Source organism: Nannocystis punicea, assembly GCF_026965555.1.
Classification (GTDB): Bacteria; Myxococcota_A; Polyangia; order Nannocystales; family Nannocystaceae; genus Nannocystis; species Nannocystis punicea.
In genome coordinates, this window is the sequence record NZ_CP114040.1 from 6,781,098 (window position 1) to 6,803,372 (window position 22,275).

Consider the following 22,275-nt stretch of genomic DNA (forward strand, 5'->3'; position numbering starts at 1 on the left):
TGTCCGCGCCCGTCGCCCCGCCTCTGCCTCACGCTCGAGCCCGCCGACCAGGCCGCTGACGGCGCAACCCTCGCAGCCGCGCGCCGGACCACGAGAACATGTCCCGAAGACCATGCTCTAAAAACCATACGCCCGGCCACCGACTCGTGGAGCGAGCCCAGCGCGCAGGCTCGCTACAGGTAAACTCCGCGGCCGCGGGATCTTTCTTGCGGAACTTCTCCTCCGCGTAATCCGCACCGAGGGGGACCCTGATCCTCGTGCGAAGCGGCAGGCCGGCGTTGCGCGGTCACGTCAATCCGCGGACGGAAGGCGGCCGGATCTCGCGGCGCCACTGCGATGTCGCACGGGAGCGCGAACGGACCTCGTCGACGGTGAGCGCGTCGATGGTCCGGTGATTCAGCCCGGTCGCAGTACGGTGATTTTCGTTCGTCGACCGCGACCGCGGAAGGATTCGCCGGACCTGGCTCATGAGCCATCTGGAAGGCCGCCGCGGAGTCCGGCCGCCGCGGCTCCCCGCTGGTGCACATGGGTTCGCGCCGCGCCGACCTCGGGCGCTCGGCCGGCACGACGCGCGCCACCGCAGACGCTCGCGCCGGCGGCGACCCCGGCGCCGCTCACGACCGCAGGGCCAGCTCCAGCGCGTCCTGCAGCGTCGCCACCGTCGTCAGCGTCTGCGCTTCGAGGCCGAGCTTCACGATCAGCGTCGCCACCATCGGCGAGATCCCCGACAGCACGCAGCGGCAGCCCAGCAGCCCCACCGCGCGGCTGGTTCGCAGCAGTGATTCGACGGTGGCCGTGTCGATCTCGAGGAGGCCTGTCAGATCGAGGATCGCGGTGCGGGCCCCGGTGCGCGAGATCGCCGACAGCAGGTCCTCGGTCACGCGCGCGGCGCGGTCGCCGTACAGGCCGCCGAGCACCGGCACTGCGAGCACCCCGCGCCCGACCTGCAGGATCGGGCTGCTGATGCGCTCGATCACCTGCTCCTGCGCGCGCAGCCGCGACATCTGCTCCACCTGGTCGGTGATGTCCATGATGTAGCCGAAGTAGTGCGTGATCTCGCCACGGTCGTCGCGCAAGATCACCGTGTAATCGGCGATCCACAGCGCGCGGCCGTCGGCGTGCAGCAGGCGATACGGCTGGTGCACGAACCACGAGGCCCCGGCCTTGCTGTTGCTCGTCACCTCCTCGAACACGCGCGGGAGGTCCGCCTCGTGGATGAGCGACGCGTACGACCTCCGACCGCTGGCGATCTCCTCGAGCGGGTAGCCGGTCAACGTGGCCACGTTGGGAGACACGTACTCGATCGGCCAGCCCTCGCGGTTCTGCCAGCGGAACACCACCACCGGTCCGACTGCGAACAGGAGGCGCTCCTGCAAGCGAGCGTCGGAGGCGCGGATCAGGCGGTTGACCTCGCGCTCGAGCTCCCCGAGCGCGTCGTCGCCGGGCGCGCCGATCGGCTCCGGGATGCCGGCGTCGGCGATGCTCCGCACGCGCCGGACGATCTGCTGGATCCGCGACTCTACATCGGACATTCAGCCGACACTAAACGAGGTTTACCCCGAGGAACAAGTCTCCCGAACGCGCCCCCGCGACCGCCGACTGCGCGGCTCCTCGCATGGAACGATACGAAGGTGGGAGAAGCTGGTACCGACAATCCTCGCACCGTTCGGAGACCGCGGCGGCGCGACCGCCGGCGGCGCGCGCACCGGTCGAGTCCGGTGACGCCGCCGACGCCTCCACGAAGATCCTGAGACACGGACGACGCTCGTGGCGACCGCCGTCTCCCGTCGCGGACGCCGCCGCAGACCTCGGCAACGGGGCGAAACGCCGGGCTGATATTGAACGCGAGTCAGCTCGTGATTGCTCCATGGCCTCCGGGACAGACGGAAGACGAGCGAGTCCTCTCGCCGCCATTGCATGGAGGAGAGAACGACCTGGTTCGGACCTCGTCCTCGATTGCTCGCACTGGCGGCTCGCTGCATTCACGCAGAATCACCAGACGCGGAGCACGGAGGTGGCCACGCGTGAAGGTTCACAGCGGACATTCGGGACCGTCGTCTCGCGCGGTCGAGGTCGCCGGCGAAGTCGTCGCACCGCGGCTCGTCGCGGCCATGACGCTGACTGCGGCGGAGCTCGCCGGAGGCTCGCTGCCGTAACGTCACTCGCGCCGGGGCTTGTTCGCACGAACTGCGGCAGGGCGCAAACGAATCGCCGTCTGGCGCCGTCGAGGCCGCCGGAGCGCCGGAGCGATTCGACGTGCCAATGGTACGAGCCTTGCTACTTCGTTCGACGAGGAGCATCGAATGACCACCATCATCGCCTTCGCCTTCCCCGGATTTTTGCCCAACATGCTCGGTTGGTTGTGCGGCGCCCTCGCCATCGTCGGGGTGTTCCTGTTCAATCGCAGCCGCCTGCGGGACCATTCGCACGAGTGACGCAGTCGAGGTGGCGGGGGCTCGGGGAGGCCGCACGCAACGACTGCGCCGCGGCGCAAGGCCTTCGCCTCCGCGAGCGGGCCCGGCGAGAATGCCAGCGAGAACCGCTGGCACGTGGCTTGCTGACCATGGGGCCCATGCACGTCGCCCACCGCTGTCTGTTCACCACGCTCCTCCTCGTCGCCGGCTGCGACGCCCCGCCGCCCGCGCCGCGCGTCGAGGTCCACGACGCCAACCCGAGCGGCGACCGCAAGGGTCTGTCCGAGTGCCTCGACGAGTGCAGCGCGCAGCGGCTCAGCGCCACCGACGCGGCGACCTGTCGCAACAATTGCGAGACGGCCTTCAAGGTCGCGCCCACGGCCGGCGGCGAGCCGGCGCTCGACGCGGCGGTGAAGTGCCTCGATCGCTGCCACCGGCAATCCCCGGGCGACCCGGCCTGCGTCGACGAATGCAAGCAGTCGGCGAGCTCGGTCGAGGCGGCCTTCCCCGGCGCGGTCGACCGCCTCGGGTCCTGCGTCGATGCCTGCCACGCCGACCGCAGCCTGAACGACACCGACCGCTGGACCTGCCTGAACAATTGCTCGCAGACGGCGAAGATCGCCGACAAGCCGGCCGCAGCGCAGTGACTCTCGCGACGGCGCGCTCGCGCTCTCCCACCACGGCCACGGTCTCGCTGCACTCTGCACAATGCCCGCCCGGCGCTCGAGCGGTGGACGCGAAAACCCGGCGAACGCTCCGCGCAGGCCCTGCGGCGATTCAGCGCCGCCCGTAGGCGTGCAGGCGGTACTGGATGGTGCGCACGCTGATGTCGAGGATCTCGGCCGCGCGGGCGGTCGAGCCGCCGACGGCGTCGAGCGTGGAGAGGATCGCGTGGCGCTCGATCTCCGCCAGCGTCGCGCCGGGGATCCGGACCCCGCCCTGCACGTCGGGCGCCTGCTCGAACGGCAGGTGATCGGCGTCGATGAGGTCGGCGTCGCACAGCACCACCGCGCGCTCGATCGCGTTCTCGAGCTCGCGGACGTTGCCGGGCCAGGTGTGGCGGGCGATCTTCCCCTGCGCGCGCTCCGTGAAGCCGCGGATCGACGCGTGGTTCTCGGCGACGAAGCGCTGCAGGAAGTGCTCGGCCAGCAGCAGCGAGTCGCGCCCGCGCAGGCGCAGCGGCGGGAGCTCGATGTGGACCACGTTGAGGCGGTAGAACAGGTCCTCGCGGAAGCGGCCCTCACGGACCTCCTTGGCGAGGTCGCGGTTGGTGGCGGCGACGACCCGGACGTCGACCTTGATCGACTCGCCGCCGCCGACGCGCTCGAAGGTCCGCTCCTGCAGCACGCGGAGCAGCTTGACCTGCAGCGTCGGCGAGATTTCGCCGATCTCGTCGAGGAACAGGGTGCCCTTGTCGGCCTGTTCGAAGCGGCCGATCCGCTGGCGGTCGGCGCCGGTGAACGAGCCCTTCTCGTGGCCGAACAATTCGCTCTCGAGCAAGGATTCGGCCAGGGCCGCGCAGTGCAGGGCGACGAACGGCTGCTTGACGCGCGGGCCGAGGGCATGGATCGCGCGCGCCAGCTCGCCCTTGCCGGTCCCGCTCTCGCCCGTGAGCAGCACCGTCGCCCGCGCGCCGGCCACCTGCTTGGCCGTGCGATAGACCTGCTGCATCGCCGGGCTGGTGCCCAGGAGCCCCTGCAGGCCGCTGCCGTCGCGCTCGCGCAGCTGCCTCCGCAGGTTCTCGGCCTCGCTCCGCAGCGCCCGCCGCTCCATCGCCCGCCGGATCGCCAGCACCAGCGCGTCGATCTCGACCGGCTTGGTCTGGTAGTCGTCGGCGCCGGCCTGCATCGCCGCGACCGCCGACGCGACCTCGCCGAAGGCAGTCACGACGATCACCGGGACGTCGCGGTCCTGCTCGCGCAGGCGCTTCAGCAGCTCCATGCCGTCCATCTTCGGCATGCGCAGATCGGTCACCACCACGTCGGGCGCGAACTCGGCGGCGGTGCGCAGCGCCGCGGCTCCGTCGGCGTCGATGCGCACGTCGAAGCCCTCGTGGCGCAGGAGCTTCTCCAGCCCCTGGCGCGCGCTCGGCTCGTCGTCGACGACGATGATTCGCGGCTTCCTCGGTTCCTGCGCCATTACGTGGCCTCCACGCGCGACCGGTTCGCGCTGTCGGGCGGGCCGTCGAGCGGCAGCACGATGCGGAAGATGGTGCATCCGCGCTTGCTGTCGACGTCGAGGGTGCCGCCGTGGTCGGTGACGATGCGGTACGAGATCGACAGGCCGAGGCCGGTGCCCTGCGGCTTGGTCGAGAAGAACGCGTCGAAGATCGGGGCGTCCGCGGGGATCCCCGGGCCGTTGTCCTCGATCTCGAACGACACCGTCTGCGGCTGCCGCCGCGCGCGCAGGACCACCCGGCCGGCCCCGGCCTCGCCGGCGACCGCCTCGATCGCGTTCTGCGTCAGGTTGAGCAGCACCTGCTCGAGCTTGGCCCCGTCGGCCTCGATCTCGATCGGCTGCGGCGGCACGTCGAGCGCCACCTCCACGCCGTGCGGGTGCGCCTGGGCGGCGACCATCTGCGCGACCCGATCGAGCAGCGTCTGCACCGACACGCGCTTGACCAGCAGCGGCTTCGGCCGCGCGAACGCCAGGAACTCGGTGACGAGGCTGCCGAGGCGCTTGATCTCGTCGGCCACCACGCCGACGGTCTCGATCAGCTCGGGGTGCGCGCCCGACTTCTTGAGCGAGCGATCGAGGTACGTGACGTGGAGCTGCGCCCCGTTGAGCGGGTTGCGGATCTCGTGGGCCAGGCCGGCCGCGAGCGTGCCGATCGCCGCCAGCTTCTCTTGCTGCTTGGTGCGAGCCAGCAGCGCCTTCTCGTCGGTGGTGTCGCGGCCGATGGCGAACACGCACACGTCGTCGCCGCTCGACGGCGCGTGCGTCAGCTGCCACAGCACGCTGCGGCGCTGGCCGGCGCGGGTGCTGACCGCCGTCTCGATCGCCCGGCTCACCACCTCGCGCTCGCTCGCCGCGCCCTGCGCCGACGCGAAGCCGCGCAAGATCTGGCGCAGCGCGGCGCCCTCCCCGATCTCGTCGATCGCCAGGCAATCGAGCAAGGAGCGGCCGATCACCTCGTCGCGCGCGAAGCCGGTGGTCCGCTCCGCCTCTTGATTGAACAGCAAGATCGAGCCCTGCGCGTCGAGGCCGACGATGATCACGTGCGCCAGCTCGACCGCGTTGACGTAGCGGTGCTCCGTCCGCGCCAGCGAGGCGCCCAGCGCCTGGCGCTCGAGGCGCTCGACCTGCTGGATGCGGGCGACGAAGTTGTCGCGGTAGCTCTCGAGCATGATCGCCAGCTCGAGGTCGAGCAGGCGCGAGATGGCGTCCATGACCGCGAGGCCGGACGGGCCGGCGGCCTCGGCGATCCGCAGCAGCGACGAGCGGATGAGCGCCATCGCCGTGAACATGTACCGCTGCGGCAGCCCGACCTTGACGTGCACGCGGCCGATCTGCGCCGTGTCCTCGAAGTAGGCCTCGTCGTAGCGGCCGCCGAACAGCCGCTCCATCCACAGCACCAGCGACCGCTGCAGCCGCGCGATCTGGGCCTCGCCGGTGAACACCGCGTGCGCCTCGTCGTGCTGGCGGATCCGGTCGTAGAACTCCTGCGCGATGCGGGCGAAGTGCGGCGCCGCGACGTCACGGAAGGATCGCAGGAGCGCCGCGTCCTCCGCCGCGAACGCGACGTAGCGCTTCAGCTCCTCGAATCGGGTCTCGGCGGCAGGAGGGTCCCGGACTGGAAGACCGTGGTTCGGCAGGGGAATCCGTCGCTCTCGCTCTGTTCGCGTGAAAATTACCATCTCGACCTGCGCGGCAACAAGGCCCGGAATTCCCGCCGATTCGGCCTCACGTGACCGCCTCCAGCAGCCGCAGCAGCCCGGAGTAATCGATCGGCTTGGTGACGATCCGACAGCCCGGAGCGGCGCCGAGCGCGAGGCGCTCCGCGACCTGCGGGTGGGCCGTCACGAGCACGAGGCGCAGCGTCGGGTGACGCGCGTGGATCCGCCGCAGCGTCTCGACCTCGCCCGCGCGCGCCGGCGACACGTCCATCACCAGGATGTCCGGCTGCGGGCCGCGCTCGACGCGGGCCTCGGCGGCCGCGGCGTCGGCCGCGACCTCGACGACGAAGCCGTCGACCCGCAGCAACTTGACCAGGACGGTGGCCGTCTTCGGCGCGCCGTCGACGACGAGGATCGACACCGGTCGTCCGGTCACCGCGGCCTGCACGGGCGGATGGATTGCGCATGGGGTCATGGTCGTGAGGGCTGGACGAGGAGAATGCGGGCGAGCTCCGGGAGCATCGAGCAAGCGTCGTGCCATCGTTCGTCGAGCCGCCATCCCAGCCCGCGGCGGCTCGTCGCCACCGCGAGCGCGAGCGCCTTGCGCCCGCGTGCAAGACCTGCACGTCGCGCTTCGCCGCCGCGTTCATCGATCGGTGCGGGGAGCCTGGCGACGAAGCTCTCGTGAGGTCAGATGCGGCGCCCCTCGACGCGGCTCACGATATCCGCCCGGCGCCGCAGTCGCACGCGCAGTTCCTGCACGCGAATGCACCGAGTGCACGCACCCCTCGACGGCGAGCCCGCGCCGCCGGCCTCGGTTCATGCGCGCCCTGGGAGATTGCCCCTCGCGCTGCGCCGCGGTCGCTGCGGTCCCCTCATTCACGGGAAGATCCTTCTTGGTCCCGTGATCAATCGCCGGGTGATCACCCCAATGGTGTCCCTTCGCACCACGCGGTCGCTCACCCTCGCGCGGCGCAACGTCGGTTCGGAGCGCCGCGCAAGGCGTGCACCTCGACGCAATCGCTGCACCTCGCCCCCGCGCGAACCTTGCGGGCTCACCGGCCCCCGACCTGGCACGGAGGTTGCTGAAGCACCGGGCAACGAAGCCTCGCAGTCGGCCGTCGCGCCGCGATGAACCTGCCTCTCAGGACAGATCCATGCCCAACCCAAGCCCCGCCGCCCCCCGGATCCTCATCGTCGACGACGAGCCGAGCGCCCGCTCGGCGCTGTCCGCCCTGCTGCGAGAGGAGGGGTACGAGGTCCAGTGCGCCGCCGACGGCTACAAGGCGCTCGGGCGCGCCGACGAGTGGCGGCCCGACATCGTCCTCACCGACGTCAAGATGCCCGCGCTCGGCGGCATCGAGCTGCTCGCCCGCCTGCGCGAGCGGCTGCCCGAGGTCGCGGTCGTCATCATGTCCGGCTTCGGCTCGGTCGAGGGCGCCGTCGAGGCCATGCAGCTCGGCGCCGACGACTACCTCAGCAAGCCGCTGAACTTCGAGCAGGTGCTGCTCACGCTCCAGCGCATCGTCGCCGGCCGGGCCATCTCGAGCGGGATCAAGGACGCGCGTCCCAGCGCCGCGACCGCCGAGGCCACCGCCGACCTCGTCGGCCAGAGCCGGGTCCATCGCGAGCTCGTCGAGCTTGCGGAGCAGGTCGCCGCGGCGCCGGTCTCGCTGCTCGTCACCGGCGAGCGAGGCAGCGGCAAGCAGCACCTCGCCCGCCTGATCCACCAGCTCAGCGGGCGCCCGGGCCGGCTCGTGCGCGTGTCCTGCAGCACCGCCGACGAGGCCTCCCTGAGCGACGAGCTGTTCGGCTCCGAGGGTCGCGTGCTCGCGGCCCACCGCGGCACCCTCCTGCTCACCGACATCGACGCGCTGCCGCCCGCGCTGCAGGCCCGCCTGCTGGGCCTGCTGCAGGAGCGCTGCGTGACGCGGCTCGGCGGCGCCCGCCTCGAGATCGACGTCCGCGTCCTCGCCACCAGCCGCGACCTCGCCTCCGCGGTCGCCGGCGGCCGGTTTCGCCCCGAGCTGGCCGAGCGCCTCGCGGTCGTCAGCCTCCGCGTCCCGGCCCTGCGCGAGCGCCGGGACGACATCCCGCTGCTGGCCACCCACTTCGTGCAACGTCACGCGCGCAAGCTCGGCAAGTCGATCACCGGCTGCGCCGAGCGGGTGCTGCAGATCCTGTTCGGCCTCGACTGGCCCGGCAACACCCGCCAGCTCGAGCAATGCATCGAGCGGGCCGTGATCCTCGCGCGCGGCCGCGAGATCGAGCCGAGAGACCTGCCGCGCGAGTTCACTGCCGCCGCGGCCGAACATCGCGGCGCGCCCGTGATCCCCGGCGCCAGCCTGTGGGACATCGAGCGCTACGCGATCTTGCAGACCCTCGAGCACACCGGCGGCAGCACCAGCAAGGCCGCCCGGATCCTCGGCATCTCGGCGCGCAAGATCCAGTACCGGCTCAACGAATACGGCCGCGCCAGGCAGGACCTCGCCCCTGCGCGCCCCGAGCGACCGGCCGACGCGGCCCGACCGCAGCGCGCCGAGGCCGACGACGATCGCCGGGGAGCCGGCGTCAACGCGTGATCCGTCGACGCGCCCCGCGGCGAGCGAACGACCCTCACGCCGCAATGCCGAAGTCGCGCGCCGCGGGGTCCGCTCGGCCGCTCGAGCGCGGGTGATTCGCTCACGCGCTCCGCGGCGAGCGGACGACCCTCACGCCGCAATGCGCGTGGTCGGCGGCGCGTGCGATGTGGGTGCCGACCCGCCGCTCGAGCGGACGTGTGATTCGCTCACGCGCTCCGCGGCGGGCGGACGACCATCACGCTGCAATGCGCGTGGTTGACGACGCGCGCCGCGGTGGTGCCGATCAGTCGATCGAGCGCGTCGAAGCCGTGGCTGCCGATCACGATCAGGTCGACCTCGAGCTCGTCCGCCAGCTCGCAGATCACTTGCGCCGGCCGCCCGATCTGCACGCGATTCTCGCCGACGATCGGCGGTGACAGGCGCCCGCGCAGCGCCGCCAGGTCGCTCTGGCCGTCCTCCAGGAGCTTCTCGGTCAGCTCGCCGCCGGACAGCGCCCAGGCTTCCAGAGGGACACCGACCGGCACGTTGACGGCCCGACACAGGTGGAGGATCGCGCCGTGCATGCGGGCGAGCTGCTCGGCGTGGCTGAACACGAGCTCGGTGCGGGGAGATCCATCGAGGGCTGCGAGGATGCGCTTGTACATGCCGGGCAAACCATGCCCCCTCCGGCCCGGCTCGGCAGCCCCGGAGCGCGCGAAATTCCTGCCGCCCGCCGCGTGGCGAGGCCCCGCACACCTGAGCTCGCCCGAGCCGGGCGCGTCGCCGAAGTCACCGCCGCCGCGAGCATCGTCCGCGCCGCGAGCCTGGCGCGCGCGGTCACGACGTGCACGCGGCCGCGGAGGTCCTCCGCGATTGCTCCCGACTCTCGCCCACCGATTCGGCGCTGCGGCGCGGTGTGCATGATTCGTATGTCGACAGCACCGCGAGGGGCGCTCGGCTTCGGTCGCGGCCCACAAGCAGGGACGCGCCCGTGTGCCAGCGACGTCAATGTGTGGAGTTCTCCGCGGCGACGACGGCGAGGCAACGGAACACAGACGAGCACCCGTGTGCCAGCGACGTCAATGTGTGGAGTTCTCCGCAGCGGCGACGACGAGTCGTTCCAGGCCGTCCTCGACCGCGGAGAGGGGACGCGGCTCGACGGCGACATTCAGGGGTGAAGGCCTACAGGGCCCGCGCCCCGCCGCACCGCGCGGGAGCTCGGGCGTCGGCCCGCCGCCCCCCGCGCCAGGATGGCCGCGGAATGACGGGTGGGCGGCGAAAGCCGCCAGGCGTCCGCCGGCGGTCCGCCACCGGCCTGCACGCGACCGTACGCGGCGAGGCAAAGTGGCACGAGCCGCTCACCGCTGTGACGCACGAATCATCGGACGGGCGCCGATTCACGGACCGGAGGCCCGGCGGGGCCCGCTGCGAACGCGTGGACCCGCGGACGCCACGGCTGCGGCGCACAACGCCTGCGACCGTCGGGATCGCCGTTGAAGGGACCTGCCGGCCTGGTGCTGCGCCGGCGAGGTTTCGTAGGACCCGGGAACGGCTGTCCGGGTGACCGCCCGCACCGCCGCTGCTTGCTCGGCGGATGGACCGCTCGCATCGTCGGTGAGTCCGGACCCCGGACCGAGGATTGTACGGAGATAGTTCACTGCATGTCCACTCATATCCACGCGATAGTGATCGGGTCGCTCCTCGTGAGCCCGATCGCAGGGCTCCTGCAATGTGACAGCGTCGAGCCGAACCTCGAGCCGAACCTCGCCGCCGGCGCGGCCCAGGCCGTCCTCGCGGACGCCGCGACGGACGACCCGGAGGGCGACGAGCCCGAGGATCTGCCGCTCGAGCTGCTGTTCGACGAAGAGGTCCCCACCGGCCGCTCCTACGGGCCGCTGGAGAGCCTGCAGCAGCTCGGCAAGTTCGTCTTCTTCGACGAGCTCTCTGTCCCGAACGACAAACAGGGCTGCGTCAGCTGTCACGATCCTGCGGCCGGCTGGACCTTGAAGGACGCCAAGGTCAACCAGCTCCAGGTCGCGGCGCCGGGCGCGGCCCTGGGCGCGGTGGGCTCGATCAAGCCGCCGAGCAACGCCTACGCGCGCAACATGCCGCTCCAGCTGGAGTGCCCGCCGTTCCTCCTGCCCTGCGGCGGCGTCTTCTGGGACGGCCGCGCCGAGGGCAGCGACGCGCCGCGCGTCGCCGGGGCGACGGCCCACGTCGGCGTCGAGGTATTCAAGGGCAAGGCCTCCCTGCAGGACCTCTTCGCCCAGTTCCTGGGCCCGGTGGCCGATCAAGCGCTGCAGCCGTTCCCGAACCCGGTCGAGCAGAACATCAGCGAGCAGCAGGTCTGCCAGCACGTCGCGGCCGCCCCCTACTATTCGCTGTACACGCTGGCCTGGGGCGAGAAGATCGACTGCAGCGCGGCCGGCTTCATGCTCAGCTTCAAGCGGATCGCGGTGGCGCTGGCGGCCTGGCAAGCCTCGGGCGAGGTCAACTCGTTCAGCTCGAAGCGAGACCTCGCACTGGCCGCCGACATCGGCGCGGAGGGGGCGGGCGTGGCGTTCCCGCTCAACGGCCTGACGGCCAAGGAGAACCTCGGACACGAGCTGTTCTACGGCAAGGCCGGCTGCGCGCTCTGTCACAGCAACACGCCGGTCTTCGTGATCGAAGATCCCAACAAGGCCGGCCTCGATCCGGGCGAGCTCTACACCGACGCCGCCTATCACAACATCGGCGTGCCGCGCAATCCCGCCATCCCGGGCCCGCTCGGCAGCCCCGGCATCGGCGCCCGTTCGGGGCTGCCCAACCAGCTCGGGATGCACAAGACCCCGACGCTGCGCAACGTCGACAAGCGGCCGACCACGAGCTTCGTCAAGGCCTACACCCACAACGGCTGGTTCAAGAGCCTCGAGAGCCTCGTCCACTTCTACAACACCTCGGACGTGAGCAGCAACGGAGCCACCGCCGCCAAGTTCGGGATCACCCGCTGCGACCCGAAGAAGGACTGGACCGAAGCGGCGGCGCGGGCGGCCAACTGCTGGCCCGCCCCGGAGGAGACGGGCACGCTCGCCATCGGCTTCCTGATCGGCGACCTCGACCTGACCGTCGCGGAAGAGGCCGCGATCGTCGCCTACCTCAAGACGCTGACCGACACCAAGACGGTCAAGCCGCCGCAGCTGCTGCAGTGACGGCCTCGCCGGCGTGGCGGCGCTCGATCGCGTGAAACCTCGGCACGACGACCGGCGCCGCATCGCCGGCGTCACGGCGCGTCCGCCTCGGGAGGTACGCGTCGTCGGCACCCTCGTCGCCCCGTCCTGCCGCTCGCCTGCGACATGGCCTTGAGGACAGCATGGCGATATCCTCGACACCGTCCGTCGCTCGGTGACTGTGCACAATCGGAGAGCGCCCGCAGAGGCCCTCGCAGCGCCTGACGCAGCGCCTGCGTGCCGCGTGCACCGTTTGCACGCGGCGGCCCGCCGCGAGCGGCAGGTCGGGCGAAATCACCAACGATTCTCTCGCCCACGACCGAGGTGCGCCGGTTGCAATCTGGCGTCCGACGACAGGAGCACGGATTCGTATGTCGACAGCACTGCGATGGGTCCTCGGCCTCGATCTCGGCGCGCGCTCTCGCGGGGCGCTGGCGTTCGCCCGCTGGCTGCGCGAGGCCGGTGAATCGGTGACGAGCGTCCACGTGCTCGAGACGTGGATGCGCGGCTATCTCCGCAGCGACAACTACGAGCAGTTCCAGGCCGTCCTCGCCCGCGCCGCCGCCGAGATGGGGCCGGGCGACGTCCAGGTGATGGAGGCCGACCGGGCCGAGGTCGGCCTCGCCCGCGCCGCCGAGGGCGCCGCGGGCCTCGTCATCGGCCGCGCCGCCCCGGGCGAGGGCACGTCGCTGCTGCGCCTCGGCGCGACGGCGCGGCGGGTCTTGCGAGGATTGCCGGCCCCGGTGATCGTGGTGCCGCCGGACTGGGTCGCCGCCGGTGCGGGCCCGGTGCTCGTCGCCACCGACCTCGAGGAGACCAGCGCCGGCGCCGTCGAGTTCGCGCAGCAGTTCGCCGCCCGCCACCGCCGGCCGCTCGAGCTCGTGCACGTCGGCGAGGCGCACTACAACGACTTCATCGACGAGCTCGAACCACGCTGGCTCGCGGCCCGAGAGATCTACCGCGCCGACGTCGTCGACCGCGTCCACGAATGGGCGCTCGAGCGCGACCTGTCCGGCACCCGCCACGTCGTCTACGGCGAGCCCGCGCAGCAGATCGCCGCCCTCGCCCGGGCCCGCGACGCGGCGCTCGTGGTCGTCGGCTCGCGGCGCCTGGGCACCGTCGCCCGGGCGTTCCTCAGCAGCACCGCCTCGGCGCTGGCGAGCTCCGCCGCCTGTCCGGTCGCGGTGGTGCCGTCGCGCTGAGCCCCTGCCGCTGCACCTCACGATCTCGCTCGAAGCCTCGATCCTGGCCCCGCAGGCCCCGTCCGTGGAATCGGTCCTCGCCGCCTCCCATCATTCGTCCCCGAGCGCGATCCGACTCTCGCGGCCAGCGAATGACTGGACCCATAGGTGTCCTTCAAGACATGTGACGGCATCGCCGCATCTGGTGATTGGGCGACATTGGCGGGTTCTCCAGCGGATCCATGAGACAGGTCTGAAAATCCTCACCACCGCGAATGGATCGTCTTCACCGCCGGGGGGCGCCGAACCGCAGCGCCCGCACAGCCTCGATGTCGGCCGTTCGCCCGGGGAACCGCGCCGCCAGACGGTCGAGCGCGGCGCGGACCAGGCCCTCGCGCTCGAGCGTCGTCGCCGCCGCGAACGCCAGCTGTCGCTGCGACGCGCCGGCGCCCGGCAGCCCCTGGTCGAGGCGAGCCTCGCCGATGAATGCCATGAACATCCGCAGCTCCGGCTCGTTGAAGAGAGTGTTCAGCAATTTGAACAGCGGGTACACCGAGGTCGACCCCGCGGATCCGCGAGGCGCCGACTCAAGCCCGACGGCCAGGCTCGGCGCTGCCCGCTCCGCGCGGTTGAGCCGAAGCAGCATTGCGTTGATCTCATCGACGATCCCCGGCACCCGCTCGCCGTCGAGGTCGTGCTCGAGATACCCCTGCAGCGCGCTCAGCAGCAGCAGCCCGCGGCCCTGGCAGTCGACCAGCGTCGCATACGCCTCGGTCAGCGGCTCCACGCCCCCCGCGACGTGAAGCCCGAACGACACGAGCCCGGCGATCGAGGCGACGGCGACCGCGGCGTGGGTCGCCGGCCCGTTCTCCGCCGCGAGCATCGGGAACACGGCGACCATCGTCAGCACGGTGCTCCCGGAGGCGACCCTCGAGCTGACGCGCAGTCGCGCGAGCCGGCCCTGCACCCGCGCGAGGGCTGGCTCGCAGCGCCCGAGGAGGGTCTGCAGCGTCACCGTGGCCACGTGTGCACGGGCCCGTAGCTGATCGTCCGCCGCGGGCCCGGCCAGCATGCCCGGCTCGAGGTACGGCGCGAGCTCGCTGTGGACCACGCGCAGCGCGTCGAGCACCCCGTCCCCATGACGCGCCAGGAACCCGACCATCTCGTCGATGTCCGGCGTCTCTCCGCTCATGTCTCCTCGTCTCCCGCCCGGGCCCGCCAATACGAGAAGACGCCGACCAGCCCGGAGAGCGCGAGGAGCCCCCACCCGTAACCCCAGCCCGAAGACGTCACGGGCGCAGTCGCGGCGCGTTCCGACGCGGCCGGGGACATGGAAGGCTCACTGGGCCCTGAGGTCGGCGTGGGACCCATCGTCGGGTCGGGCCTCGCCGCGGGACCCTCTCCAGAGCTGCCGGTCCTCGGCGCCGCGGCCACGGTGACGACGGCGCCCGTCGACACGATGACCACGCCACCGGCCATCACGCGCCCCCGAGCACCCTGCTGCCGCAGCTGGAACTCCGCTCGCCGGCGGGCGGTGTTGAATGTCGCCGAGCTGACCACGAGCTTGGTGTCGTCGCCGGTGAGGCCGTGGAGCAGCGAAGCGAGCTCACGCCGACCCCGCTGGAGCTCCTCCACCAGCCGACCCGCGACGGTCAACGCGTTGAACGGCGCCGACGCCCCGGTCGCCCGCGTAAATTTGGCCGAGCTACATCCGAGCACGATGAGCGTGACGTCGTGCGCCGCCGCGCTGGCCTCGAGCTCGGCGACGGGCAGCTCGACCGACTTGCCCTTGACGCGCAGCTTGAACGCCCCGTGCTCCATGTGCCCCAGCAGGACCAGGAATTTTCCGCGTTGCTGGGCCATCGCATCGCCGACCGCCTCGACGTCAAAGCGCTCGGGCGTCCGGAGTCGAACCGCCCCTTCCTCGAGCACGCGGAGCGTGTCCGTGTTGTTGAGCAGCGGCATCACTGCGATATCGTCCGGGTCGACTTCGATCTTCATCAACTCGTCGAGCCGCCCGGTCTCGAACAGCTCGTCGAGGCGAAAGTACAGCCCGGGCAGGCGCTCGAGCGCCAGCCTGCCCCGCGTCCACCCGTCCTTCGTCCCCTCGCCGACATCGATGCAGCGGTAGCGACCCCCGTCTCGGCCGAGCACCGTCAGCTGCTGCCCGGCCGCCATGCGCTGCGCGCTGGGCGGCAGGCCGGCGAGCGTGGTCTCGTCGATCAGCAGATCCGACGAACCGCCCGCTCGCTCCGCCATCACCTCGGCGACATCGCCGAGCGGCACGTCGACGGGGACACGCGCGACCGCCAGACCCTCGCCCTCGCTGCCGACGGCCCGCGTCATCACCCACATCTCGCCCCCGTCGACGCCGACGAAGGCCTGTCCAGCCTGCGCGCCCACGCTCAGCGTGTCAAAACCATGCGACGCCAGCGAGGCCTGCGAGCTCGTCAGCTCGGCGCCGCTGGAAGTCTTCCATTCCGACCCACCGCTCCCGCGAGAGCCGCCGCGAGAGCCGCCGCGGGCCCCGCCGCGGACCCGCGGCATCCGAACCCGCCCACACCGGGCCTCGCCGTTTTGCGCCTGCGACACCGACTCGGGCACCTCGCCGCTCCGCGCCTCCGCCCGCCCGGGCTCCGCCAGGAGGCCTCCCGCCGCCAACGCCAGACACGCGGCTGCCCGCCAGAAAAACTTCTGTCCTGTCCCGCACCGTCCCACGCGTGAACTCATTGCGTGGTTGTGTAGACCTCGATGCGAACCGTGCCGGCCCGTGAACGATACCCCCGTGAGCGGACGCACCAGCTCCCCGACTTCCAGAACTTTGTACATTGTCCGCATGAGGACTCGGCGCAATCAGAGGACCCGGTCCGCGAGTGTGCGACACACTCTATTTTCAGCGCCCGCGCCCCACCCTGACCTGCCGGCAACGCTTGCCAGGCCGAGGCGGCTCGAAGCTCTTGCGCGCAGCTGGAGGAGTCGTCCCGGCCCTGGAACGGCCCGAGAGCTCGGCCGTCGTGTCGACATTGTCGACGGCTTGATCGTCGAGCGCCAATCGCAGGGAATGCTCGAAGTCAGCGTGACGCTCGGGAACGCCGATCATCGATGAAGCACTTGGGCCTACGGACCCAATGCTCGCACGACGCGGCACGGAGCACACGTGTCGAGCTCGCCGCCCGCACCCCTGCACACCCGCGACTTCGCCCGCCCTCAGAAGCGCACGCCGATGAACGCCCGCACGCGAAACAGCAGCCACGGCGCCGGCACCGACGCGTCGATCGCCGGCTCCACGCCGAGGAGCAGGCGACGCTGCGCACCGAGGGCGGCCTGGAGGCCCGCGCCGACCTCGGCCAGGAACATCGGCCGGAGGTTCGCGTCCGGCGTCCCCGCCAGCAGGTCGACGCCCACGCGCGCGAGCCCGTAGCCGAACAGGCGCTCGCTGCTCGCGCCGATCCGCAGCTCCGGGCCGAAGCGGACGAAGTTGAGCGTCGTCGCGGCCCCGCCGGCGGCGGGGTTGCTCGAGTGGACCCACAGGAGGTGCTCGAAGAAGCCGCCGAACGCGACCGCCAGGCGCTTGCGCAGCGTCCAGTAGCGCCCCGCGCCGAGCCCCCAGCCCCACACGCGGAAGTCGGGCGCCCGCACGTCGAAGCCGAACAGCGCCGGCGAGACGTGCAGGTAGGTCCCGGTCGCGCGCAGGCCCCGCTCCTTGTGCAGGAACGGGTCGACGAGCGTGCCCACCGACGACACGCCGTCGCGGGCCACGGCCGGAGCGCTCCCCAGCGCCGCGCACAGCCACGCCGCGGCGGGCAGCAGGGCGAGCGGGCGGCGTGGCGGAGTCACCCGCCTAGCTTGTCATGGGTCGCCCCGGCCCGCCCGACCTGGCCGCCCGGCCGCCGCGACGCAGGACATGTCTCTGCGGACACGTACCACAAATCCGACTGTCTCTTCGGACAGGTCCTTCAGGCCATGACCTGATCATCATGGCTCGAAGGACAGCCTCAAAGCGGCACCTTCGAGATCCGGTCGCGATGCAGGTGGCCGAGGTAGAGCGCCCCGTCGCGCTCGTGCACGCTCGTCACCTGGTGGACCGCCGCGCCGGACGGGTCGTGCAGGCTCTGCAGCACCTTCCCGTCCTCGTCGATCTCGATCGCCAGCCCGTACGGCGCCGGCTTCGGCCACAGCGCGCGCGGCAGGTTGGCGACCATCTTCTTGAGCAGCGGCCGCGGGGCCAGGAAGTCGCCGGCCGCGTTGCGCACCGTGAACATCGCGATCCAGAACGTCCCGCGGCCGCTCTGGGACACCCCATCGGGGAAGCCGGGGAGGCCCTCGATCAGCACCTCGGTGGTGCCGGCCTTGGGGCCCTTGAGCCAGTGGCGGGAGATCCGGTAGCGGTAGGTCTCGTTGACCGCCACGTACGACTCGTCGCGGCTCAGGGCCACGCCGTTGGCGAAGTACAGGTCCTTGGCCAGCACCGTCGACGTCTTGGTCTGCGGGTCGTACTTGATCAGGCGCCCGTGCGGCCGGCCCTCGAGCAGGTCGAGCATGTGGTCGCCGAAGCCGAACTTGTCGCTCGCGTCGGTGAAGTAGATCGTCCCGTCGGTCGCGACCGCCACGTCGTCGGTGAAGCCGAGCCGCACCCCGTCGACCGCGTCGGCCAGCGTCGACACCTGGCCCTCCGGGCTGATCGACAGCAGGCCCTTCTTCGCGTCGGCGACGATGAGCTCGCCCGACGGCGCGAAGTCGAGGCCCAGCGGCCTGCCGCCGGTGTTGGCGAACACCTCGAGCACCTCGCCGTTCAGCCGCAGCACCTCGCCCGCGTTGGTCCCCCCGTACACCCGGCCCTGCGCGTCGGTCTCCACGTCCTCGGGCCCGTCGATCTTCCCCACCGCCAGCAGCGTCGCCCCAGCCAGGCGCTCGTTCGGCGCCAGCGGGCCCGTCATCTCCGGCACCGGCGGCGGCTCCCACGCCGCCGGGTCGATCGGCGCCGGCGCCACCGCCAGGTACCCCGCGAACAGTCCGAGCCCCAGGACCAGCAACAACACCAGGCGCAGCAGCAACTTCATGGAGTCGGTCATCGTAGGCCATCTTCGCCGCCCCCGCGACGCGCGTCGGCGCACGCCGCCCGCAGGTGCGACATCTGCGTCGGCGCGCCCGCATCGCGTACGCTCGAGCCGAGGCCCGCTCGGGCCCGCCTTCGGGGCGCGAGACGGCGCCCGGCGTGACGCATGGCCACCTCCCCCCTGCTCTTCGCCCTCCTCGGCGGCCTCTTGATCGGCGCCGCCTCGCTCTGGCTGCTCGTCGCCGCCGGCCGGATCGCCGGAGTCAGCGGCATCGTCGGCGGCGCGCTCCGGCCCCGCGCGGGCGATCTCGCGTGGCGGCTCGCCTTCGTCCTCGGCCTGGTCGCCGGCGGAGCTGTCCTTCGGGTCCTGTCCCCCGAGACATTGCCCAAGAGCCTGCCGCACTCGGGGCCCGTCATCGCCCTCGCCGGCCTGCTCGTCGGCTTCGGCGCCCGCCTCGGCGGCGGCTGCACCTCGGGCCACGGCGTGTGCGGCCTCGGCCGCCGGTCGCCGCGCTCCCTGGCCGCCGTCCTCACCTTCATGATCACCGCCTTCGTCACGGTCTGGCTCGCCCGCCACGTCCTCGGAGGTGCCGCGTGATCGTCCCGCCCCGCCCCTCGCGGTCACCTCCTTCGTGGTTACTCGTGCTCGCAGCGCTCGCGCCCCCCACCGCTCACCGCTTCGCCGGAGGTGCCGCGTGATCGTCCTCGTCGCCCTGCTCTCGGGCCTCGTGTTCGCGCTCGGCCTCGGCCTCGCCGGCATGACGCGACCCGACAACGTCCTCGCCTTCCTCGACCTCGCGGGCGCCTGGGACCCCGCGCTGATGCTCGTCCTCGCCGGAGCCAGCGGCCTCTACATGCTGGTCGCGCCGGCCGTCCTCCAGCGCCACCGGCCGCTGCTGGCCCCGCGCTTCCACGTGACGATGCGGCGCGACATCGACGCCAAGCTCCTCCTCGGCGCCGCCCTGTTCGGCGTCGGCTGGGGCCTCGTCGGCCTGTGCCCGGGGCCGGCGCTGGTCGGCCTCGCGGGCGGCGGCGGCGACCTCGTCCTGTTCGTCGCCGCCATGCTCGCCGGCATGTTCCTGTTCACCCGCGTGGAGGCCCCTTCGCCATGAAAGTCGAGCACTTCTACGACGCGCGCACCAACACCCTGTCGTACCTCGTCTACGACGAGCACACGCGCGACGCCCTCGTCATCGACCCCGTCCTCGACTACGAGCCCGTCGGCTCGAAGGTGTGGGAGGAGTCGGTCGCCGCGATCGCGGCCCGGATCCGCGTGCTCGACCTGCGCCCCGGGATGCTGCTCGAGACGCACGCGCACGCCGACCACCTGTCGGGCTCGCAGGCGCTGAAGCGGCTCTTCCCCGGCGTCCCGCTGGCGATCGGCGCCGCCATCACCGAGGTCCAGTCCGTCTTCCGCGACATCTACGACCTCGGCCCCGACTTCCCCGTCGACGGGCGCCAGTTCGACCGCCTGCTCCGCGACGGCGAGCGCTTCGCCGTCGGCGCCCTCCACGTCGAGGCGATCGCCACGCCCGGCCACACCCCCGCCTGCATGAGCTACCGGATCGGCGACGCGGTGTTCGTCGGCGACGCCATGTTCATGCCCGACTACGGCGCCGGCCGCTGCGACTTCCCGGCCGGCAGCGCCCGCGCCCTGTGGCGCTCGATCACCCAGCGCCTGTATGTCCTCCCGGACAGCACGCGCATGTTCGTGTGCCACGACTACCAGCCCGGCGGCCGCCCGCTCGCCTGGCAGACCACCGTCGGCGAGCAGAAGGCCGACAACGTCCAGCTCCCGGCCGGCCGCGACGAGGACGACTTCGTCGCCTTCCGCACCGCCCGCGACGCCACCCTCGAGGCGCCCAAGCTGCTCTACCCCAGCGTCCAGGTCAACATCGACGGCGGCCGCCTGCCGCGCCCGGCCCCCAACGGCCGCAGCTACCTGAAGATCCCGCTCAACCCCCGCGGCGAGTGATCGAGCCTGCCCGTTCAGACAGGTTCATTCGGGCATGTCTCGACCGCGTCCAGAGCATGCCTGTCCGAACATGTCCAAATAGACATTCATGTCTCGCATGATTTTATGGACATGTCCGCATCGACATGTCCGAACGCTCACCTCACTCGGCCGCGGCGAACTGCTCGCCCCACGCCAGCCGCGGCTCGGTCGCGGCCTGGGCCGTCGCCTCGCGCAGCTCGGCCAGGCGGGTCAACGCCTCCGCCCGCGAGTGGCCGAGGAAGCGCAGGAACGCGTGCGCGACCATCCCCGTGCGGTGCAGCCCGGCCGAGCAGTGGATGTAGACCTTCGCGCCGGACGTCAGCAGCCCCCGCAGCTCGGCGAAGCAGGCCCGCACCTCCGCGCTGCGCTCGGGCCCCGGCGGCTCGGCCGACGCCAGCGGCAACCGCAGCTGCACCCCGCCGGCGGGGACGCCCGCCTCGTGGTCGGCGAGCAGGCTCAGCACGTGCGTGCATCCGGTCTCGGCCAGCGCCTGCCGCAGGTCGCGTCCCGGCTTGTGACCGATTGCGAGGTGGCCGCCGGCGAGGGGCCGCCATGTCAGGCGATAGCTACCCATGGGTCCTGCGAGCTTAGCAACCCTCGCGCCGCCCCGCTCTGCGATCGCCGGCGCGGGCCTGCGCGCCATCGCCCCGCCGCCTCGCCTACCATGCCGACATGAAGCGCCGCGCCTCCTCGCTCGCCCTGCTCGTCGTGCTCGCCGCCGGCTGTTCGGTCAACTCGATGCTGAACCAGATGGAGAACGAGAACGACAAGACCATCGACCTCGTGTGCGACTGCACCAACGTGTTCCCCGACCGTGCCGCCTGCGAGGCGCAGTTCGCCTCCTTCCTCAGCCCGTTCGACCGCGACTGCCTCGAGGACGCGCTGGCGGCCGACAAGAAGGCCTCCAAGGAGAGCCTCGAGTGCATCGTCGACCAGCAGAAGGAGTACAACGATTGCCTCGCGGACATGCTCGACTGCAACGACCCCAACTCGTACCAGGGCTGCCAGGACATCATCCAGACCAACGAGTGCCCGCAGTTCCCGGCCGAGGTGCAGACCGAGCTCAAGGCCTGCGGCAAGAACGACGACTGAACGGCGCCGACCGGCGAACCGACGTCAGCCCGGGTCGTCGGCCAGCCGCACCCGCGAGCCCCAGCGCGCCCGGGCCGCCGTTTGCAGCTCCGGCGTCAGCTCGTTGCCGAACAGCCACAGCTCGCGCAGGTTCGGCCAGTCCGCCGCGTCGATGAACGCGCTCCAGCCGGCGGCGCTCGGCCGGCCGTCGCAGTACGACAGGTCGATCCACTCGAGCCGCGACAGGTGACCCTGCGCCAGCGCGACGAGGCCCGCGTCACCGACCATGCAGCCGCGCAGCGCGAGCTCGGTGAGGCCCGTCAGGCCGGGAGCGTTCGCCAGCGCCGCCACACCGCGGTCGCCGATCGCGTTGAAGCTCAGGTCGAGGTGGAACAGCCGCGCGGTGTGAGGCGAGGCCGCCAGCGCCGCGGCCTCGTCGTCGCCGAGCAGCGCCTCGTCGCCGTCCAGCGCGTAGCGGCCGCGGATCCCGAGCATCGTCACCCACTCGAGCTGCGGGCACTCCGTGAGCGCCTGCCACTCGCCCGGCGCGAGGTCGGCCGACCAATCGGAGATGTCGATGAAGCGGACCAGCCGCGAGCACGCCAGCGCCTCCGCGTGGGCCAGGAACTTGCGCACCGAGGTGTCGACGCCCAAAAGCCCGCGCCACCACGTGTGGCCGTCGATCGCCGGCCGCAGCGGCGCGAGCCACTCCTCCTCGTGCGCCGCCAGCAGCGCCGCCTCGCGCGCGGCCAGCTCTGCCCGGGCGTCCGCCGCGAGCGCGCCGGTCAGCGCGACCCGGACGCGGACGAGCTCGGCCAGCGGATCGGCCTGTCCCTCGAGCCATGTCGCATGGGCCAGCAGCGGCGCGACGTCGTTCGGCGCGTCGCGGACCGCCCGCAGGAGCCCCCGAAGCTGCATGGGCCGATCTCGTCCCCCGGGAGCGCGCCGCGACGC

Annotated in this window: 20 protein-coding genes; 9 read left to right on the plus strand and 11 right to left on the minus strand. The window is 71.8% G+C overall.

The window, feature by feature from the left end:
* Window positions 1-614 precede the first annotated feature (614 nt).
* Window positions 615-1,532 carry a PAS domain-containing protein gene (locus O0S08_RS26145; protein ID WP_269032000.1) on the minus strand — a complete coding sequence of 306 codons (918 nt, stop codon included), beginning with the start codon at window positions 1,530-1,532 and terminating at the stop codon, window positions 615-617.
* 771 nt (window positions 1,533-2,303) lie between these two features.
* Here O0S08_RS26145 and O0S08_RS26150 point away from each other — a divergent pair.
* Complete coding sequence (locus O0S08_RS26150) at window positions 2,304-2,435, plus strand: hypothetical protein (protein ID WP_269032001.1); 132 nt, start codon at window positions 2,304-2,306, stop codon at window positions 2,433-2,435.
* Window positions 2,436-2,572: 137 nt separating this feature from the next.
* A complete protein-coding gene (locus O0S08_RS26155; RefSeq protein WP_269032002.1) occupies window positions 2,573-3,061 on the plus strand; it encodes a hypothetical protein in 489 nt (162 codons plus the stop codon).
* Window positions 3,062-3,191: 130 nt separating this feature from the next.
* On the opposite strand, the gene O0S08_RS26160 is transcribed toward O0S08_RS26155, so the two are convergent.
* The 3 genes from O0S08_RS26160 to O0S08_RS26170 all read right to left on the minus strand — a co-directional run bounded on the left by O0S08_RS26160 (window position 3,192) and on the right by O0S08_RS26170 (window position 6,725).
* Complete coding sequence (locus O0S08_RS26160; RefSeq protein ID WP_269032003.1) at window positions 3,192-4,553, minus strand: sigma-54-dependent transcriptional regulator; 1,362 nt, start codon at window positions 4,551-4,553, stop codon at window positions 3,192-3,194.
* Window positions 4,553-6,235: a protoglobin domain-containing protein gene (locus O0S08_RS26165; RefSeq protein ID WP_371879553.1), complete on the minus strand. Its 1,683-nt coding sequence runs from the start codon at window positions 6,233-6,235 to the stop codon at window positions 4,553-4,555. The genes O0S08_RS26160 and O0S08_RS26165 overlap by 1 nt, the downstream gene beginning before the upstream one ends.
* An 82-nt stretch (window positions 6,236-6,317) precedes the next feature.
* Window positions 6,318-6,725, minus strand: coding sequence for a response regulator (locus tag O0S08_RS26170; RefSeq protein ID WP_269032004.1), 408 nt, complete (start codon window positions 6,723-6,725; stop codon window positions 6,318-6,320).
* Window positions 6,726-7,407: 682 nt separating this feature from the next.
* Between O0S08_RS26170 and O0S08_RS26175 the strand changes: the two genes are divergently transcribed.
* Window positions 7,408-8,832 (plus strand): sigma-54-dependent transcriptional regulator, encoded by a 1,425-nt coding sequence (locus O0S08_RS26175; protein ID WP_269032005.1) that lies wholly within the window; start codon window positions 7,408-7,410, stop codon window positions 8,830-8,832.
* 206 nt (window positions 8,833-9,038) lie between these two features.
* Here the strand turns inward: O0S08_RS26175 and O0S08_RS26180 are convergent, their stop codons facing one another.
* Window positions 9,039-9,476, minus strand: a complete 438-nt coding sequence (locus O0S08_RS26180) for a universal stress protein (RefSeq protein WP_269032006.1) — start codon at window positions 9,474-9,476, stop codon at window positions 9,039-9,041.
* Between the two features lie 1,038 nt (window positions 9,477-10,514).
* Between O0S08_RS26180 and O0S08_RS26185 the strand changes: the two genes are divergently transcribed.
* Both O0S08_RS26185 and O0S08_RS26190 read left to right on the plus strand, forming a co-directional pair.
* On the plus strand, window positions 10,515-11,999 hold the full coding sequence (locus tag O0S08_RS26185; RefSeq protein WP_269032007.1) for a cytochrome-c peroxidase: 1,485 nt from the start codon (window positions 10,515-10,517) through the stop codon (window positions 11,997-11,999).
* 389 nt (window positions 12,000-12,388) lie between these two features.
* Window positions 12,389-13,219 (plus strand): universal stress protein, encoded by an 831-nt coding sequence (locus O0S08_RS26190; RefSeq protein WP_269032008.1) that lies wholly within the window; start codon window positions 12,389-12,391, stop codon window positions 13,217-13,219.
* A 265-nt stretch (window positions 13,220-13,484) separates the two neighbouring features.
* Here O0S08_RS26190 and O0S08_RS26195 read toward each other — a convergent pair whose 3' ends face one another.
* From O0S08_RS26195 to O0S08_RS26210, 4 genes are all read right to left on the minus strand, one after another.
* Window positions 13,485-14,390, minus strand: coding sequence for a hypothetical protein (locus tag O0S08_RS26195; protein ID WP_269032009.1), 906 nt, complete (start codon window positions 14,388-14,390; stop codon window positions 13,485-13,487).
* Window positions 14,387-16,051: a hypothetical protein gene (locus O0S08_RS26200; RefSeq protein ID WP_269032010.1), complete on the minus strand. Its 1,665-nt coding sequence runs from the start codon at window positions 16,049-16,051 to the stop codon at window positions 14,387-14,389. Before O0S08_RS26200 ends, O0S08_RS26195 begins: the two co-directional genes overlap by 4 nt.
* 354 nt (window positions 16,052-16,405) lie before the next feature.
* Window positions 16,406-17,035 (minus strand): hypothetical protein, encoded by a 630-nt coding sequence (locus tag O0S08_RS26205; protein WP_269032011.1) that lies wholly within the window; start codon window positions 17,033-17,035, stop codon window positions 16,406-16,408.
* Window positions 17,036-17,193: 158 nt separating this feature from the next.
* Complete coding sequence (locus O0S08_RS26210; RefSeq protein ID WP_371879554.1) at window positions 17,194-18,258, minus strand: SMP-30/gluconolactonase/LRE family protein; 1,065 nt, start codon at window positions 18,256-18,258, stop codon at window positions 17,194-17,196.
* Window positions 18,259-18,420: 162 nt separating this feature from the next.
* Between O0S08_RS26210 and O0S08_RS26215 the strand changes: the two genes are divergently transcribed.
* From O0S08_RS26215 to O0S08_RS26225, 3 genes are all read left to right on the plus strand, one after another.
* Entirely contained in the window at window positions 18,421-18,852 is a 432-nt protein-coding gene (locus O0S08_RS26215) for a YeeE/YedE family protein (RefSeq protein ID WP_269032013.1), read from the plus strand.
* A 97-nt stretch (window positions 18,853-18,949) separates the two neighbouring features.
* A complete protein-coding gene (locus tag O0S08_RS26220; protein ID WP_269032014.1) occupies window positions 18,950-19,366 on the plus strand; it encodes a DUF6691 family protein in 417 nt (138 codons plus the stop codon).
* Window positions 19,363-20,229: an MBL fold metallo-hydrolase gene (locus tag O0S08_RS26225; RefSeq protein WP_269032015.1), complete on the plus strand. Its 867-nt coding sequence runs from the start codon at window positions 19,363-19,365 to the stop codon at window positions 20,227-20,229. The genes O0S08_RS26220 and O0S08_RS26225 overlap by 4 nt, the downstream gene beginning before the upstream one ends.
* Window positions 20,230-20,371: 142 nt before the next feature.
* Here O0S08_RS26225 and O0S08_RS26230 read toward each other — a convergent pair whose 3' ends face one another.
* Window positions 20,372-20,824, minus strand: coding sequence for a protein-tyrosine phosphatase family protein (locus tag O0S08_RS26230; protein ID WP_269032016.1), 453 nt, complete (start codon window positions 20,822-20,824; stop codon window positions 20,372-20,374).
* A 98-nt stretch (window positions 20,825-20,922) separates the two neighbouring features.
* On the opposite strand from O0S08_RS26230, the gene O0S08_RS26235 reads away from it, so the two are divergent.
* Complete coding sequence (locus O0S08_RS26235) at window positions 20,923-21,342, plus strand: hypothetical protein (protein WP_269032017.1); 420 nt, start codon at window positions 20,923-20,925, stop codon at window positions 21,340-21,342.
* A gap of 24 nt (window positions 21,343-21,366) precedes the next feature.
* Here O0S08_RS26235 and O0S08_RS26240 read toward each other — a convergent pair whose 3' ends face one another.
* Complete coding sequence (locus O0S08_RS26240; RefSeq protein ID WP_269032018.1) at window positions 21,367-22,239, minus strand: TIGR02996 domain-containing protein; 873 nt, start codon at window positions 22,237-22,239, stop codon at window positions 21,367-21,369.
* Between the last annotated feature and the right edge of the window lie 36 nt (window positions 22,240-22,275).

What these genes read in the sequence shown, in the direction of transcription:
- O0S08_RS26150 (WP_269032001.1), top strand. Translation starts at nt 2,304, where the DNA reads ATGACCACCATCATCGCCTTCGCCTTCCCCGGATTTTTGCCCAACATG.
- O0S08_RS26225 (WP_269032015.1), top strand. Translation starts at nt 19,363, where the DNA reads ATGAAAGTCGAGCACTTCTACGACGCGCGCACCAACACCCTGTCGTAC.
- O0S08_RS26175 (WP_269032005.1), top strand. Translation starts at nt 7,408, where the DNA reads ATGCCCAACCCAAGCCCCGCCGCCCCCCGGATCCTCATCGTCGACGAC.
- O0S08_RS26180 (WP_269032006.1), bottom strand. Translation starts at nt 9,476, where the DNA reads ATGTACAAGCGCATCCTCGCAGCCCTCGATGGATCTCCCCGCACCGAG.
- O0S08_RS26170 (WP_269032004.1), bottom strand. Translation starts at nt 6,725, where the DNA reads ATGACCCCATGCGCAATCCATCCGCCCGTGCAGGCCGCGGTGACCGGA.
- O0S08_RS26210 (WP_371879554.1), bottom strand. Translation starts at nt 18,258, where the DNA reads ATGAAGTTGCTGCTGCGCCTGGTGTTGTTGCTGGTCCTGGGGCTCGGA.
- O0S08_RS26145 (WP_269032000.1), bottom strand. Translation starts at nt 1,532, where the DNA reads ATGTCCGATGTAGAGTCGCGGATCCAGCAGATCGTCCGGCGCGTGCGG.
- O0S08_RS26230 (WP_269032016.1), bottom strand. Translation starts at nt 20,824, where the DNA reads ATGGGTAGCTATCGCCTGACATGGCGGCCCCTCGCCGGCGGCCACCTC.
- O0S08_RS26240 (WP_269032018.1), bottom strand. Translation starts at nt 22,239, where the DNA reads ATGCAGCTTCGGGGGCTCCTGCGGGCGGTCCGCGACGCGCCGAACGAC.
- O0S08_RS26215 (WP_269032013.1), top strand. Translation starts at nt 18,421, where the DNA reads ATGGCCACCTCCCCCCTGCTCTTCGCCCTCCTCGGCGGCCTCTTGATC.
- O0S08_RS26195 (WP_269032009.1), bottom strand. Translation starts at nt 14,390, where the DNA reads ATGAGCGGAGAGACGCCGGACATCGACGAGATGGTCGGGTTCCTGGCG.
- O0S08_RS26160 (WP_269032003.1), bottom strand. Translation starts at nt 4,553, where the DNA reads ATGGCGCAGGAACCGAGGAAGCCGCGAATCATCGTCGTCGACGACGAG.
- O0S08_RS26235 (WP_269032017.1), top strand. Translation starts at nt 20,923, where the DNA reads ATGAAGCGCCGCGCCTCCTCGCTCGCCCTGCTCGTCGTGCTCGCCGCC.
- O0S08_RS26190 (WP_269032008.1), top strand. Translation starts at nt 12,389, where the DNA reads ATGTCGACAGCACTGCGATGGGTCCTCGGCCTCGATCTCGGCGCGCGC.
- O0S08_RS26155 (WP_269032002.1), top strand. Translation starts at nt 2,573, where the DNA reads ATGCACGTCGCCCACCGCTGTCTGTTCACCACGCTCCTCCTCGTCGCC.